This is a genomic window from Allopusillimonas ginsengisoli, assembly GCF_004153455.1.
Classification (GTDB): Bacteria; Pseudomonadota; Gammaproteobacteria; order Burkholderiales; family Burkholderiaceae_B; genus Allopusillimonas; species Allopusillimonas ginsengisoli.
On the sequence record NZ_SDQE01000016.1, the window covers coordinates 1 to 15798 of the forward strand.

Genomic DNA, 15798 nt, shown 5'->3' on the forward strand with positions numbered 1-15798 from the left:
AAACCGGCAAGATTGTGGCGCCCCAGCTGTATGTGGCGGTGGGTATCTCCGGGGCCATCCAGCATCTGGCCGGCATGAAGGACTCCAAGGTCATCGTGGCCATCAACAAGGATGCCGAAGCGCCCATCTTCGGGGTGGCCGACTACGGCCTGGTCGCCGATCTGTTCACGGCCGTTCCCGAGTTGGCCGACCAGCTTTGACCTCGTCCTGCCTGCTTTGCTTGGATCTACGGTACGCTGGAAAGCTGACGCCCCCCCCTAACCCATCAATCCTCTATTTACGGTACTGACACTCATGAAATACGAAGATTTTCAATTTATACGCTTCGACCGCCATCCGGACGGCGTACTTCTGGTCACGCTGAACCGCCCCGAAGTCATGAATGCCACCAACGCCCGCATGCACTGGGAACTAACCAAGCTGTGGTCTCTCGTGAACGACGATCCAGCTGTCAAGGTAGTCATCGTGACGGGTGCCGGCGACCGCGCCTTTTCGGCAGGCGGGGATCTGGCCTGGGTGGAGGAAATGGTAGGCAACCCCGAGGTGGTAGCCACTGTCATGAAAGAAGCGGGTGACATTGTTTACAACATGCTGGCTTGCGATAAACCCATCATTTCAGCCATCAACGGCACAGCGGTGGGTGCTGGCCTCGCCGTTGCCTTGCTGGCCGACGTCAGCATCATGGCCGAAACCGCGCGCCTGACTGATGGCCACGCTCGGCTGGGGGTTGCGGCTGGAGATCACGCCGCCATCGTGTGGCCGCTGCTCTGCGGCATTGCAAAGGCAAAGTACTATTTGATGACAGCCGATTTCATAGACGGGAAAGAGGCCGAGCGTCTCGGTTTGGTCACGTTCAGTGTTCCCAAGGAACACGTTCAGGAAAAAGCCTTGGCTGTGGCTGCTCAACTGGCACGCGGCAGCCAGGTTGCAATTCGGGCCACCAAGAAATCGCTGAACAACTGGATACGGGCCGCCGGACCCATTTTCGACAATTCGCTGGCGCTCGAGATGCTGGGCTTTCTTGGGCCCGATGCCCGCGAAGGTTTAGACGCTGTGCGAGGCAAGCGCGCACCCGACTTTCCTTCCGCCAAATTGGCCAGCGAGTAAGCATGCTCAGATAGAGCGACCGCTTTTCAGCACATACACGTATAAACACCAAAGTACGGAACAAGTGCTTTATCAGTGTTGTCGCGGCCCGAATTGGCGAGTTCAATTGGCGCGATGGGCCGAGCTGATTGGGTTCCAGTTACAACTGCCTCAGTTTGAATGCTGAGCGTTTTTTTGTATCATTGAAACCTAACAAACAAACGTTAGTTAACAGCCTTAAACAAAACAATAAAGTCAGCTAATGACACTGTATGGAGACAGTATGACAATCACCAATAGTCTGTCGCTAGAGGCAGCGGCTGTGCAATTCATCCAGGAACTGAAGTATCAGCATCTGGATGCAGCCGCACATGCAGGCGTCAGCCGCCTTATGCGCGACCAACTTGCGCTGCAGATTGGCATTTCACAGATGCCCTGGTCAAAGCAACTGCTGAAATACGCCACCGCCCAGAAGCGTGTAGGCGTTAGCCGCGTCGCGGCCAACACCCAGACCATGAGCGCCGCGGATGCCGCTTTCGTCAACGGTTCTTATGGTCACGGTTTTGAATACGACGATGCCCATGGCCCCAGCTTCAGTCACCCAGGCAGTTGCGTAATACCCGCTGCGTTAGCGATCGGCGAAGAACTGGGGTCCACACTGGAAGAAGTCATTACCGCGATGGTCGCCGGCTACGAAGTCTATACCCGTATCGGGGTGCTGGCAGCGCCTGATTTGCTGCGGCGGGGCTTCCACCCACATGCTGTATTGTCCAACTTCGGCGCGGCAACTGTCGCAGCGAAGTTGCGCAAGTTCGACACACAGACTACGCTACATGCGCTTGCCATCGCACTCAGCCACGCCTCGGGCACCACGGAATACACCTCCACCGGCGGCTCCATCAAACGCATCCATGCCGGCATCGGCACTCGCAACGGTATGGTGGCAGCCGATATGGCTCAAGCTGGCATTACCGGACCGCGCGCATTCCTGACGGGCAGCAAGGGCTTCTTCCATACCTTTCTGCAGCGCGATCCAGGCAATGACGCCGCGCAGCGCTTCGGGCAAGACCAATCCTTTGAGATCGGCACGGTGTGGCTCAAGGCCTACTGCGCCTGCTACTGCACACATGCCTATATCGACGCGCTGCGCCCCTTCGCCACACGACGCAGCGACATCACCAATATTCACTTGAAGATAGCACCTCACTTCAACGTCGTCGTTGGTACCGCCAACGCTAACGCCTATGAACCTGAAAACATCGAGCATGTGCAGTTCAGCCTGCCTGTTCAGGCTGCATTCGCGTTGCTCGGCAAAGGGAATGGCTACCGAATCCATCGCGACTATCTGGACGGCAACGTTGACATGACATCCATTATCGAGATGGCTCGTGCAATCCACATCACCGAGGTGCCTGAACTGGAGCAAAAGTACCCTGGCAAGTTCGTTGCCGATGTCACCCTGACCTTCAAGGATGGAACATCACAGCACGTATTCGTCGAAGATCCCTTGGGCACGGACAAAAATCCTATGTCTGACGACGAACAGGATGCCAAGTTCATGGAGTTGACCACCGATGTGCTTGGCAATGCCCAGGCTCAAACTCTGCTGGTGACCCTGCGAAACATGACTCCACATATGCCGACGAGAGATCTCATGGCACTGTGCACCCCGCCTCAATAACTATATAGCCATCATCCAAAGGAGCAACGCATGATTTCACGCCGCCATTTCCTGCACACGCTACCCGCGCTTCCTGCAGCGCTGGCCTCCGGCATGACGCTGGCTAAGCCAATCGCGAAGAAGCCTATTCATCTGATGGTCGCCGCAGCGGCCGGAACAACCGTAGACGCAGCAGCGCGGTTCGTCGCCGAACCGTTGTCCAACATAGTTGGCGTGCCTGTCGTGGTCGAAAATCGCCCTGGTGCCGGAGGTGCACTGGGCAGCGCCGTGGTCGCCAGGGCACCGGCAGACGGCCACACGCTTTTAATGACCGGTGTGACGCACTTTGCCGCCCTCTACTCGGGCGAAGCTGCAGCCACCTACGACCCGCTGGCGGACTTCAAGGGAATAGCCCGTGTATGCAGCGCCGCACTGGCCGTGGTCGTGCCAACCAACTCACCTTACAAAACCTTTGCCGACCTATTGGCAGCCATGAAAGCCAACCCCGGCGAGATCAACTATGGCTCAGGCGGCGTGGGGAGCACCTCGCATCTGTGCACGGTCATCATGAATGACCGGACCGGCACCACCGCCAAACATATTCCGTATAAAGGAAACACGCAAGCCGTCACCGATACGGTGGCAGGCATTGTGGCCTTCACTTGCCAGGGCTCTGGCGGTGTTCTACCGTTGATCAAAGCTGACAGACTGCGTGCCTTGGCCGTGACCAGCCGGAAGCGCTGGGAGGCATTGCCCGATGTCCCCACCGCCATAGAAAGCGGCATTCCAGACTTCGAAGTAGCATCCTGGATGGGCGCATTCGCACCAGCCAAAACGCCTGATGCCATGATCGCATTGCTATCGGACGGTCTTGCCAAGGTCGCCCGTTCACCCGAGTTCAAAGCCTTTTGCGACAATCAATCCATGTACGTAGAGTTGGTAGAGCATCGTGAATTCCAGGCTGGCATGCCGGAAGAAGACGCCCACTGGCGACATGTCGCCGAGTTGATCAAACGCGCTTAGACACTGATTTTGAGTGGCAACGCGTAGCCGGCCAAGCGCCAGGCTACGCGTCGAAACGCAAGATACCGCTTTAGCGCCTGCGCGCGGGCAATCGGTGTACGCCACGCTCACGCGCTTACCGCGCACTAGCTACACAATGCGTTGCTCCCGCAACTTCGCAATGGCTGCAACGTCATAGCCGATTTCCGCCAAGACTTCATCGGTATGCTCGCCAGTGAGCGGTGGTCGCTGCCTAATTTCCGGTGGCGTACGCGACAGGGTGACCGGCGAAGTGAAAATCGGAATCTGCCGCGCCACACCTGGATGATCCATCCAGTGAATAACGTCTGCGGCGTTAATCGTCTCATCTTGAAGCGCCTGGCGGGGCGAGTTGACCGGACCGGCAGGAATTCTCGCCTTTTCCAGAAGCGCCAGGGCTTCGCTCTGCGACAAGTCTTTACACCACTCCGACATACGTTCACACAGCACCTCTCCGTGCTCACCACGCGACGTATCATCCGCGAAGCGTGGATCATCCAGCAGCTCAGGGTGGCCTACCAACTTCGTCCAGCGCTTGAACATCGGATGACCGATAACCTGCGTAATAATCCAGCCGTCTCGCGTCTTGAAAATATCCGAAGGGCCATAGCTGGGGCTGCGGTTGAGCATAGCCTGACGATCCAGTCCCAGCACAGCCTCTTCGATCAGCGCGCCGCTGGCCATGTTCAGCCCCGTCGATAGCAGCGAAGCGCTCACCTCCTGCCCCAATCCACTGCGCTGACGTTCATACAATGCGAGCATAGTGCCTAAAGCGCAAGAGAAGGCGGTTGCGAAGTCCACCACGGGCACCATGGCTTTCTGAGGTTGGTCGGGCGTGCCGGCAATGTGCACGGCACCACTCAACGCCTGTCCTACGCCGTCAAAGCCAACACGGTCGCGCACCGCAGGGTTGGCACCAAAAGCGGTGGAGGCTGTCAGAATGATGTCTGGACGGATCTGCCGCAAGCTCTCGTAATCCAGACCCAGGCTCTGCAAGGTACGTGGCGGCATATTGGCGATCACCACGTCGGCGTCCGCTACAAGTTTGCGCACGATCGCACGGCCTTCTGCACTATCCAAATCCAGCGTGATCGAGCGCTTGTTTCGATTAACCTGCAAGAATAGGGCTCCCTCCCCCTGCTCGGTCACTGGCACGATGAACCTATCCTCACCCCCGCCGACCCGATCAATGCGGATCACTTCGGCGCCATAATCCGCCAATAATGCTGCGCATAACGGTCCTGCAATGAAACGGCCAAAGTCCAGAACTTTGATTCCCTCAAGTACTTGCATCTTTTCTCTTTTCCATAGAAAGCATAGTTCATACAATGCAATCCCGCTGGCTTACCGGTCAACGCGACACAATGGTTTGTTCCGTACCTCGGCATATGAAAATTCACGATCCACCCTTCCCCCTGCCTATTGCATTTCCATTTTCCGGAACATCTATTTTTAATCGATCACAGCCACTCTCTTAGCCTGTTCCGCATAAGCTTGCCGTTGGCACCCATAGGCAACTCAGCGATGGCAATGATTCGCATTGGCAGTTTATAAGGCGCTAGATGTTCGCGCAGATACCGTTGCAACGCAGCCTCACCCGACGGATGCGCAGGGTCCTGCACTACAAAGGCAATCACCGCATAATTACCGTCTGCTTCCTTCCGACCTATGACTGCCGAATTCAAAATGCCTGGAAAGCGGTTGAGCACCTGCTCTACTTCTCCAGTGTTAACGTAGCGCTTTCACACCAGCCAGATCCACCAGGCGCGCCCACTTGTCGAACTCTTTAGGCGCGGAGACCTTCAAATCAGCAGGTCCCTGGATTGCAACATCGAGGCCCTGAGCCTCACATAGTTTCTTGAATCCAGGTGTGGCCGCCGCTTCCGTCATGGCGGCACCGATGACGTCCACGATGGAAGCAGCCGTCCCAGCACGTACCAAGGCCAGAATGGGCGTAACAAAGTCGTATCCTTCCAGTCCCGACTCATTCATTGTGGGTACATCGGGAAGCGATGCTGAGCGCTCGAGACTGGTGACCGCCAGAATCCGAATCTTGCCGGCGTGCAGCAAAGGCAACGTCACGCCTGTGCCATTGAAACCCACCTGAGCTTGCCCTGAAGCCACCTCCAGCGCCGCCTGCGAGGCCGACTTATAGGGCACATGCAGCATTCGGATATCGGCCTGCGTGCTCATCATGACTGCGGCCAAGTGAGAGGAGGTACCGGTTCCTGGCGACGAATAGCTCACTCCGTCCGGCATTTTCTTAGCAGCCTCGATCACATCTTGCACCGTTTGGAAGCGTGAATCCGCTGGCACAAACATCACAATAGGAGCCTGGGCGATCGACGCCACAGGCGTGAAGTCTGTCTCCGCATTGAAGGCGAGCTTGTCATACAGCGCGGGAAAGCTAAAGTGCGCACCGGTCGTAAACAGAATCTCATAGCCGTCCGGAAAGGATTTCGCAACATAGTCCGTACCAAGTGCTCCGCCTGCACCGGCCTTGTTTTCAACGACGATCGGCACACCCCACTTCTCGCTCATTTGATTGGCGATAAAGCGCGCCGTAATATCGGTGCCGGTGCCTGGCGCGTTACTGACGATGACACGCACAGGCTTATTCGGATAGGTGTCTGCCTGCGCGACAAAGGGCAGCATCACACTGGCAGCAGCTGCAATAAAAAAGCGACGCATAAACATTTTCATTTTAGTATCTCCAACATTTAATAGCTGTAGGTCAGCTCTAAGGTAAATGGCCAGGCAGATGGGTCAATGACCCGTGCTGTTCACCCAATCAGCACTATGCTGTGGGCCAAAGGTTTGAACTTCATTACATCGTCAAGCATCGTTGCCTGTGGCATGCCTCTTGCTCGCAAATCCATGGACGCCCTCCTCTAACGCTGACGACTGCGTACGGTAGCGATGCTGCATCCAACGCTCGTAGCGCAGTCCTTCCCTCAAGGGCAGCTCCATTGCATGGCGCGCCATCAGTTTCATGGTGGCCAAGGCCGTCGCATCCGCCGCGCCAATCTCCTGTGCAAGCTGCAGCGTTACATCATCCAGTTCATTGGCGGATACTGCCTGTGCAGCCAGCCCCATGTCCACCGCCTCGCTTCCCGTCATGCGACGCCCGGTCACAAGGTAGTACAGGGCGCGCTGCAATCCGAGCTTGCGGGGCAATCGCTGAGAACTGCCGCCGCTGGGCAGCAAATTGCGACGTATATGTTCGTCACCCAGTTGGGCCGCCTTGTCCGCGATGACCAGGTCGCAAGCTAGCGCCAGCTCGAAACCGCCCGCGACTGCAAAGCCATTGACACAGGCCAGCACAATCTGTGGCGCGGACTCCAAACGCTCAAAGGTTTCCTGCATCAGATCTTGGTGGCGCATGTGCGCCGCACGATCTTCGAGTATGCCGCTCGCAAGCCATTTCAGGTCATTCCCAGCGCAGAACGCTCGACCGCTGCCACGGATCACGAGAACCTTGATATCACTCGCCACTGCGCAATCCTTCACTGCATCGTAGAGCGCCTGCAACGTTGGCCCATCCAACGCATTCATACGTTCCGGGCGATTAAGCGTGAGGCGCCGTACATTTCGCGCGGGGTTATCAATCAGAAGCGATGCCATATTATTTCCCTGCACGTTCTCAAACACTCAATCCGACAGTTCCCTGGTTCGTATAGCGGTCAGCGCAGCCGTCGGGGCGCTCACACAAAGCGCACCAGCTCGTCCATAGGTGCGCGGCTGGTGCGGAACTGATTGACAGGATGACTATCTTCCGCATAGCCGAACGAGATACCGCAGACCATATGCTCCGTATCGGGGATGTCGAAGTAACTACGTACGAAGCGCGCATGGCGGGCCAATGCGGCTTGCGGTGTGGAAGCCACGCCATGTGCTTGGGCAGAAAGCAGGAAGTACGCAACTAACCCACCGGCATCCACTAAAGCATACGACCCGAGACAAGCGGGCACGGTAACTATCGCCACATGGGGCGCGCCAAACAGTTGGTAGTTCTCAAAAGCTTGGCTCGCACGTCGCTCCGTATCTTCACGGGTAATGCCCAGTGCTGTGTACAGAGCAAGGCCCGCGCTACGTCGACGCTGTGCATGCACCCCCTGGTATCCCGGAGGGAAAGGCAAGTCGGAGTCTATCGCCGAAGAGTTAGCAGCATGATCCACGAGTGCTTGACGGAAGTGCGCTGTGCTTTCCTCATTCGCGGTGATGACCAGTTTCCAAGGCTGCACATTGCACCACGAAGCGGAGCGACTCGCCATACTCACGATACTGCGGATCGTCTCGTGGTCCACCGTCCTCGACTGATAGGCACGACTGGTATAGCGGCTAGCAGTAAGACGATCAAGTGCGGAAAGGTCGGCGCATTGTGATTTCATGAGTTAATCCTTTCCAAGCGGCGGCACCGCGGGGACAGTGGAGAAGTGATGATTCAAGATATGCCAACGCCCCGCTGCCCGGTTCAGCACCAGCGTGGCACGCAACGCCGACCGCGTGCACTGGCCGTCTGACAGCTTGAAAGAAAATTCGGCCATGCCTTGCGCCAGCACACAGTCGCTGCCAAGAATGCGCAAAACGATGTCCGACAATGTCATCGCGCCGAAGTGAATCGCCCCCTCATATGACGCGAAGTAGCGTTGTATGGCCTCGCGTCCCACTGAGTGTCCAGGCCGCCCGCCGAACAACATGGCATCCTCTGTGTAGACAGCGGCGATGGCAGCCGCGTTCCACGTCTCTCCCGCACAATTCCAGTCGGCAAGCACTTGAGCCAAAGCCGCCTGGCCATCAGGCATATTGTTGGTTATCTGCATGGCGCATTGCCCTCTCTTTAATCAGCTTTGACACCGGCAACGCTCATCAGCTTGCGCCACTTCTCCAACTCGCCGGGGCCGGCAGCCTTGGCTGTTGCGGCATCCTGGACATCCACTTCCAGTCCTTGCTGCAGACACAATGCTTTGAATTCCGTAGATTGAGCCTGACGCGTCACAGCTTCCGACAGCATATCGATAACCGCCTGAGGCGTGCCATGCGGCGCAAAAATCCATACAGGCGAGGCCGCCTCATAGCCAGGAAAGCCTTGCTCTGCCACAGTGAGTACGTCAGGCAGGCTGAGCGAGCGCGTGGCGGTTGTCACCGCCAGAGGCCGCAGGCGACCGCCTTTGATCAAGGGCAGCACCGAGGACATGCCATTGAAACTCAAGTCAATCTGCCCCGAGGCCGCATCCAGCGCCACCTGGCCTGGCGCTTTGTAAGGTATGTGGTTCATGGAAATGCCGGCCATGCTGGAAAACAAGGCCGCAGCCATGTGAGAGGTAGTGCCATTACCAGAGGAACCGTAGGTAATGATGCCCGGGTTTTGCTTGGCCTCTTCAACGACGTCAGCCAAGGTCTTGTAGGGCGAGTCCGTGGCGACCGAAATGACCAGGGCGGAATTCGCCACTCGGGCGATAGGGTCAAAATCCTGTACGGCGTCATAAGGCGTATTCCGCACCAGCTGATTGGTATAATGCTGTGCATAGGTGGCAAGCAATGTGTACCCATCCGCCGGAGCCTTGGCCACAAAATGGGTGCCAATCACACCGCCAGCGCCAGTCTTGTTTTCAACAATGACAGGGGCGCCTATATCTTTGGACATGCCCGCTGCAATCTGGCGCGCCGTCAGATCGGAGCCCGAGCCAACGCCGGTGGCCACGACGAGATGAATGGGCTTGCCACCGGGAAATGCCTCCGCCAAAGCCGTTGTGGCAAAAGCGAGCGCCCACGTGGCAACGAATATATGTGTCGCAATACTGACAAATGCGCGTCTGAATATCATGTGAGCCTCCTTAGATGAATGTTTTTCGCGTTCGATATGCTTCAATTCGCGTCGCCGGCAGCCATTCTTGCAACGCCACAATGGCGTTATCCGTGCTCAATGCTGAAGGCGGCTCCGGGCGCGCTGCGGGTGTGCGAGAAAAACGCGGCCCGGGCGCCGGTTGAAAAACCCCTTCGATCTCGGTGATAGTGCCCCGCGCCTGAATATGCGGGTGGTAGGGTGCCTCGTCAAAATCCAGTACCGGCGCGATGCAGACGTCCAAACTACCTAACAATCGGGTCCATTCATCACGTGTTCGTTCTTTGAACTTTGCGGCCAGCACCTGCTTGGCCTGTGGCCATTGCGTTCGATTCATCTGTTCACGCAATAGTGGATGGTTCTGAAGCTGCAGTTTTTCCAGCAACTGCTGGTAAAACTTCCCTTCTATCGGGCCGACCGAAACGTACTTGCCATCGGCACACGCATAAACTTCGTAGAACGGTGCGCCAGAATCGAGGAGATTGGTACCACGCTGCTTGGTAAGCATGCCCGCCGCATGGAGGCCTAAGGTTACCGTCATTAGTGACGCCACACCGTCCACCATGGCCGCATCGATTACTTGCCCCTGCCCTGAGCTTCTTGCCTCCAGAATGCCTGCCAGCAACCCGAATGCAAGATACAAGGAACCGCCAGCATAGTCGCCAAGCACATTGAGGGGCATAGTGGGCGCCTGGCCTTCTCGGCCCATGGCATTCAGTGCGCCGGTAATAGCAATATAGTTAAGATCATGTCCTGCCACATGCGCCATCGGACCGTCTTGGCCCCAGCCCGTCACCCGGCCATATACCAGACGCCGGTTGCGGGCAAGGCATACGTCAGGACCCAAACCCAAGCGCTCCATGACACCAGGCCGAAACCCCTCGATCAGCGCGTCGGCCTGCGCGACGAGATCCAGAACCAACTCTCTGGCATCGGGCTCTTTCAGATCCACGCGGATGGATTTGCGATTGCGCAGTCCCAAGTCGTGCACCAAAGGGCGCGGCGCACCCAAGCCTGAAGGCACCTTGCGGTCCACGCGAATGACTGTCGCCCCCAGGTCAGCCAGAAACATCGCCGCCAATGGGCCCGGGCCAATACCCGCAATTTCCACTACCTTTATGCCCGCCAGAGGACCGGCGCGAGACCGAGTTGAAGACATTTCAGATAACCCCTTGCTCCTGCAAGCGCTGTAGTTCAGCCTCAGACAGATTGAGCAATCCTCGATACACGTCTTCATTGGAGGCGCCCAGCGCCTGCGCGGGCTGGTCGAACCGTACTGGTGATTCGGAAAACTGAATGGGCAGACCCATGCCCATCGCCGTGGCTCCACTGGAAACCAAGCCCGCATGTTCCAACGGCACCACAGCGCCGCGTGCCTGCAAGTCTGCATCGCTCAAGACCTGCTGCGGTGTGCGCACCTCGGCACAGGGTACGCCTCGTTTCTCTTGCAACTCGCGGATTACTTCGGCGCTGGTACGTTGAAGCAACCAGTCCTGAATAATCACGTTAATTTCGCCTGAGTGTTTGGTGCGTGGCCCCAATGCAGAGAAGCGCGGATCTTGCGCTAGCTCCGGTTGCGCCATGGCTTCGGTGAGGCGTTTGAACCACGCTGACTGAAAGGCAACGAGCGCCACGTACCCATCCTGAGTCTTATACACACCGAAGGGAGTCAACCGCTCCATGAAGTTCCCGGAGCGTTTCGGGTAGCCCTCCTTCAAGTAAACATCAAAGTGCTCTTCGGCCATCAACGAGGCCAGGCAATCGAGCATGGACACCTGCACATGCTGGCCCACCCCGGTTTTGCCTCGATGAATCAAGGCCGACAGAATACCGTTGACCGCAAAGAGCGGTGCAATCATGTCTGCCATCGGCAAACCCAGGCGCGTGGGTGGACAGTCGGGAAAGCCTGTGACATCCATGATGCCGCTCAGCGCCTGAACGATGATGTCCATGCCTTTAAGCTGAGGATAAAGGCTAGGCTCGCCAAACGCCTTTATGGAGGCATAAACGATCTTGGGGTTGGCTGCGCACACGCTGTTGTAGTCCACGCCCAGCCGACTCGTAACACCTTCGCTGGCATTCTCGATCAGCACGTCGCACTCTTTGGCCAGCCGCATGAACAGCTGCCGGCCTTCCGTGGATTTGAGATTCAGCGTAATACTTTTCTTGTTGCGCGCACGATTGAGGATAGACAGCGACACATCTTCCTCGTGGCGTACGCCAAAGTGAATGCCCTCCTGATTGACATACGGAGGATTGTTCCGGGCGATGTCGCCCCCGTCAGGAGACTCAACACGTATCACCTCCGCTCCCAGCCCTCCGAGTAGCAATGACCCGTAGGGGCCAGCCAGAGCTACCGTCAAATCGAGTACCCGAATGCCCTCCAAGGGCTTTGCCGCTGACATGCTAGTCTCCTGAAACCCGTCTACAGACTAGCCCTGAATAACTATCAGGACTGGTCTGTAGACAGCTTGTCACTGGTTTTATGAGTGCGCCTGGCACACTTATCCTGCGTACGCCGGCCAACCAGACACAAGCCCGTCGTGACGGCCGGGCCGGTGTGGCGCCAGTTGCTCAGTATGATTTCGGCAAGCCGAGCACTTTATGGGCTACAAAATTACATACCATTTCCTGCGAAACCGGCGCCAAGCGCAGTAGGCGGACTTCTCGCCACAACCGCTCAATGTGATATTCCTTCGCATACGCAAACCCGCCATGAGTTTGCATCGCCTGGTCGCAAGCCTGATAGCCAGCATCCGCCCCCAAGAATTTGGCGGTGTTAGCCTGCGGGCCGCATGACTGATGATTGTCGTAGAGCATGGCAGCGTGAAGCGCAACGCTTTCCGCACCCTGCAGACGCATCCAGCATTCAGCCAACGGGTTGGCCACCGCCTGATTTTTACCAATGGGTCGATCGAATACCACACGCTCATTGGCGTATTGCACCGCCATATCGAGCGCGGCATAGCCTATGCCGATTGCTTCCATCGCTACCACCACACGTTCGGGGTTTAGGCCGTCCAGCAGATGACTGAAACCCTTGCCCACCTCGCCGATAACGTTTTCTTCGGGAACCTCCAAACCATCGATGAAAACCTCGTTGGAGTCCACTGCTGCGCGACCCAGCTTATCGATAACGCGCACCTCGCAGTGCTTGCGATCCAGGTCAGCGTAGAACAGCGTCATCCCGTCGAGAGGACGTTTCTCATCACGCGGCGAGGTGCGCGCCAGTATCAGATACTTGGTTGCATTCTGCGCATTGGTGCTCCACACCTTCTGGCCGTTGATGATCCAGCGATCCCCCTTCTTTTCGGCACGCGTCTTGATCCGGGAAGTGTCCACGCCGGCCGTCGGCTCAGTCACACCAAAGGCCATCAGTGTTGTGCCGTTCACAAAGCCAGGTAATGCACGTCGTTTCAGATCTTCTGAGCCATGACGCAGGATAGGTGCAGGTGGAAAAACATAGAAGTGCATTGCGGAGGCACCACTCATGCCGGCGCCGGATGCACCTATTTCACGCAGCATTACCGCCGCTTCGGCCAGGCCCAACCCCATGCCGCCATACTCCTCGGGCATCATGATGCCCATCCATCCTGCTTCTGCAAAGGCATTCACAAAATCCCAGGGATATTTGCTTTCCTTGTCGCATTCTCGCCAGTAGGCCAGGTCGAACTTGTCAGCCAATGTGCGCGCTGCCTGACGGACATCGTTCAGTTGCTCTTCGCGCGCCGAGTAGACGGCAAAGTAGTTGGGTACATCGGACATGGTGTCTCTCCGGGTAACAGGTTACGTCTGCTGCGGACGCAGCATCATCAGACCAGTGCGCATGGCCGTGCAGACGATCTCGTCACGCTGGTTCTTTGCGACGTGCTTGAAAGTGACGATCCCCGAATCCGTGCGACTCTTCGAAAGACGCGTTTCCAGGATCTCGGTTTGGACGCGAATGGTGTCGCCGTGAAAGGTAGGCTTGGGAAAGGCGATCTCACCAAACCCCAGATTGCCCAACGTCGTGCCCAGCGTCGTTTCATACACCGTGATGCCCGCAACCAGCGCCAACAGGAACATGCTATTGACCAAGCGCTGGCCGTAGAACGTGTTCTTGCTGTACTCCGCATCAATGTGCAACGGCGCACAGTTGTAGGTCATGGCTGAAAACAAGACATTGTCAGTTTCAGTCACGGTTCGGCGTATGGCGTGTTCGATCACCATGCCAGGTTTGAACTCTTCAAAATAGAGGCCAGCCATTTGTCTATCTCCCGCGTAGTAATTAGCTGTTGAATGTGCGCGCGAGCTCAATGATTTCGCGAGCAGTCTTAACGTGCGCAATATCAATGTGCTCGCCATCGTAGATACAAGAAGCCCTGCCTTCGGACTGGGCATTCTCCAGCGCCACAATCATTCCTTCGTAAAATGCCACCTCTTCGTCTGAAGGGCTGTACATTTTGTTTACGATCTCGACGTTGGAAGGATGTAGAAGCAGTTCTCCGCTCATACCCAACTGGCGATCCTTTTCGGACGAAACCTTCAACCCCTCAAGATCGTGCACCTGCTGCCACACACCACCGATGGGCAATTTTCCGGCAGCCCGTGCAGCCATCACGATGCGCGACTTCAGGAACAACGTTTCGCGACCATCAAGCGACCAGACCGTATTCAGGGCTCGAGCGACGTCGGCGTTCTTGGCAGTAGCACCCACAATGGCCGGCACGCGTTCGCACGACGCGATTTCGTAGGCAAATTGCAGAGAGCGAGCTGTCTCCAGCAGTGGAATCACCTTGGTATGGCCCAGTTCGACACCATTGCGATACTCGGCCTCGGATAACATCGACGAAACGGTATGAATGTCTTCCGGACCGCAAGGCTTGGAGATTACGATGCCCTCCACGTGAGTGCTGACCACAGACAGAATGTCATCGAAGTCGTACAAATGAGGGCTACGATTAATGCGCACCCAAACCCGCTGCCCCTGTTCGGCCAGCCACGCCAGCTTTGATTTGACAATCTCTCGGGCTTCCGCCTTGTTGTCAGGAGGAACGCTATCCTCCAGATCCAGGATCAGCGCATCGGCCTTGGCCTTGATCGACTTTTCAATCCAGCTTGGCTTATTGCCCGGAACAAAAAGAAAAGAACGTATGGGTTTCATCTGCGTCGTCATGCCTACCTCGGGCTAGTGAATAGTCTGGCCATTTATATCTTGAAATCTACCTAACGATTGATAGTTAGTTTGACGTTTCCGAGGATTTCACACTACTGGGGTTTACACCTAAAAACCAGGAGAGCCAATTCTGAACTACGGAACAATCATCTGCCTTGGCATCACCAAGTCATCAACATTCCAGTATCGTGACTATCGTCAGAAAGGAGGAACTATGGACATGGGACTCGCGGGAAAACGCGTGCTGATTACAGGCGCCTCTCAAGGCATTGGCGCAGGTCTTGCAAAATCCTTTGCCACAGAAGGATGTGAATTATCACTGGTAGCACGCTCCGCGGAAAAACTCAGCGCGCTGGCGAGCGAATTGCAATCCGAACATGGCGTTCAAGTGAACGTGCTGGCGCTCGATATGACCCGACAGGGCGCAATTGCCGACATCATGGCGTTTGCAGGATCGTCCGATATTCTTGTCAACAATGCCGGCGCCATCCCCGGCGGCACCTTGTGGGAAGTCGACGAAGATGCATGGCGAAAAGGATGGGAACTCAAGGTGTTCGGCTACATCAACCTCACGCGCGCGATGTATACCGAAATGAAACATCGTCGGCAGGGCGTCATACTGAATAACATCGGCAATGGCGGGCAAAACTTCGACTTCAACTACATTGCGGGATCCAGCGGCAATGCCGCATTGATGGCGTTTACCTGCGCCCTGGGTGGACGCAGCCTCGAAGATGGCATCCGCGTGGTCGGCGTCAATCCTGGCCCCGTCGCAACCGACCGCATCGAGAAAGTACTTAAAAACCATGCGGCACGCCTGCTTGGAGATGAACAACGTTCCACTGAATTGCTAGCAGGCTATCCGCTAGGGCGTGCCGCATCAGTGGCGGAAATAGCCGATCTTTTTGTCTATCTCGCATCTCCACACTCGAGCTACACATCCGGCACCATCATTACGGTAGATGGTGGCATTACATCCAGACGCTCTGTCGCATGACGGCAAAACTAAGC

Annotated in this window: 17 protein-coding genes; 5 read left to right on the top strand and 12 right to left on the bottom strand. The window is 56.6% G+C overall.

All coding sequences use genetic code 11. The annotated features are described in order from the left end of the window. The 4 genes from ERE07_RS19560 to ERE07_RS19575 all read left to right on the top strand — a co-directional run. Positions 1–200: electron transfer flavoprotein subunit alpha/FixB family protein (locus ERE07_RS19560; protein ID WP_209021196.1), on the top strand; the 200-nt coding region annotated here is incomplete at its 5' end. A gap of 94 nt (positions 201–294) precedes the next feature. Next, entirely contained in the window at positions 295–1107 is an 813-nt protein-coding gene (locus ERE07_RS19565; protein ID WP_130010725.1) for an enoyl-CoA hydratase/isomerase family protein, read from the top strand. Between the two features lie 262 nt (positions 1108–1369). Then, a complete protein-coding gene (locus tag ERE07_RS19570) occupies positions 1370–2767 on the top strand; it encodes an MmgE/PrpD family protein (RefSeq protein ID WP_167671012.1) in 1398 nt (465 codons plus the stop codon). A 30-nt stretch (positions 2768–2797) separates the two neighbouring features. After that, positions 2798–3769 carry a Bug family tripartite tricarboxylate transporter substrate binding protein gene (locus ERE07_RS19575; protein ID WP_130010727.1) on the top strand — a complete coding sequence of 324 codons (972 nt, stop codon included), beginning with the start codon at positions 2798–2800 and terminating at the stop codon, positions 3767–3769. Positions 3770–3898: 129 nt separating this feature from the next. Here the strand turns inward: ERE07_RS19575 and ERE07_RS19580 are convergent, their stop codons facing one another. The 12 genes from ERE07_RS19580 to ERE07_RS19635 all read right to left on the bottom strand — a co-directional run bounded on the left by ERE07_RS19580 (position 3899) and on the right by ERE07_RS19635 (position 14787). Further along, a complete protein-coding gene (locus tag ERE07_RS19580; protein ID WP_130010728.1) occupies positions 3899–5080 on the bottom strand; it encodes a CaiB/BaiF CoA transferase family protein in 1182 nt (393 codons plus the stop codon). 167 nt (positions 5081–5247) lie between these two features. Then, positions 5248–5496, bottom strand: coding sequence for an AMP-binding enzyme (locus ERE07_RS19585; RefSeq protein WP_130010729.1), 249 nt, complete (start codon positions 5494–5496; stop codon positions 5248–5250). 19 nt (positions 5497–5515) lie between these two features. After that, the gene (locus tag ERE07_RS19590) at positions 5516–6490 is read right to left on the bottom strand and encodes a Bug family tripartite tricarboxylate transporter substrate binding protein (protein WP_245153792.1); all 975 of its coding nucleotides are present in this window, start codon (positions 6488–6490) and stop codon (positions 5516–5518) included. Between the two features lie 132 nt (positions 6491–6622). After that, on the bottom strand, positions 6623–7411 hold the full coding sequence (locus ERE07_RS19595; RefSeq protein WP_130010730.1) for an enoyl-CoA hydratase/isomerase family protein: 789 nt from the start codon (positions 7409–7411) through the stop codon (positions 6623–6625). A gap of 80 nt (positions 7412–7491) precedes the next feature. Next, positions 7492–8178 (bottom strand): nitroreductase family protein, encoded by a 687-nt coding sequence (locus tag ERE07_RS19600; RefSeq protein ID WP_130010731.1) that lies wholly within the window; start codon positions 8176–8178, stop codon positions 7492–7494. Positions 8179–8181: 3 nt separating this feature from the next. Then, on the bottom strand, positions 8182–8610 hold the full coding sequence (locus ERE07_RS19605) for a YybH family protein (RefSeq protein ID WP_130010732.1): 429 nt from the start codon (positions 8608–8610) through the stop codon (positions 8182–8184). Between the two features lie 17 nt (positions 8611–8627). Then, positions 8628–9614: a Bug family tripartite tricarboxylate transporter substrate binding protein gene (locus tag ERE07_RS19610; protein WP_130010733.1), complete on the bottom strand. Its 987-nt coding sequence runs from the start codon at positions 9612–9614 to the stop codon at positions 8628–8630. 10 nt (positions 9615–9624) lie between these two features. Next, a complete protein-coding gene (locus ERE07_RS19615; protein ID WP_130010734.1) occupies positions 9625–10791 on the bottom strand; it encodes a CaiB/BaiF CoA transferase family protein in 1167 nt (388 codons plus the stop codon). Between the two features lies 1 nt (position 10792). After that, positions 10793–12037, bottom strand: a complete 1245-nt coding sequence (locus tag ERE07_RS19620; RefSeq protein ID WP_130010735.1) for a CaiB/BaiF CoA transferase family protein — start codon at positions 12035–12037, stop codon at positions 10793–10795. Between the two features lie 169 nt (positions 12038–12206). After that, positions 12207–13397 carry an acyl-CoA dehydrogenase family protein gene (locus tag ERE07_RS19625; protein ID WP_130010736.1) on the bottom strand — a complete coding sequence of 397 codons (1191 nt, stop codon included), beginning with the start codon at positions 13395–13397 and terminating at the stop codon, positions 12207–12209. A gap of 21 nt (positions 13398–13418) precedes the next feature. Continuing rightward, complete coding sequence (locus tag ERE07_RS19630) at positions 13419–13877, bottom strand: MaoC family dehydratase (RefSeq protein ID WP_130010737.1); 459 nt, start codon at positions 13875–13877, stop codon at positions 13419–13421. 22 nt (positions 13878–13899) lie between these two features. Beyond that, complete coding sequence (locus tag ERE07_RS19635) at positions 13900–14787, bottom strand: HpcH/HpaI aldolase/citrate lyase family protein (protein WP_130010738.1); 888 nt, start codon at positions 14785–14787, stop codon at positions 13900–13902. Positions 14788–15001: 214 nt separating this feature from the next. Between ERE07_RS19635 and ERE07_RS19640 the strand changes: the two genes are divergently transcribed. Then, positions 15002–15784, top strand: a complete 783-nt coding sequence (locus ERE07_RS19640) for an SDR family oxidoreductase (RefSeq protein WP_130010739.1) — start codon at positions 15002–15004, stop codon at positions 15782–15784. The last annotated feature ends 14 nt before the right edge of the window (positions 15785–15798 follow it).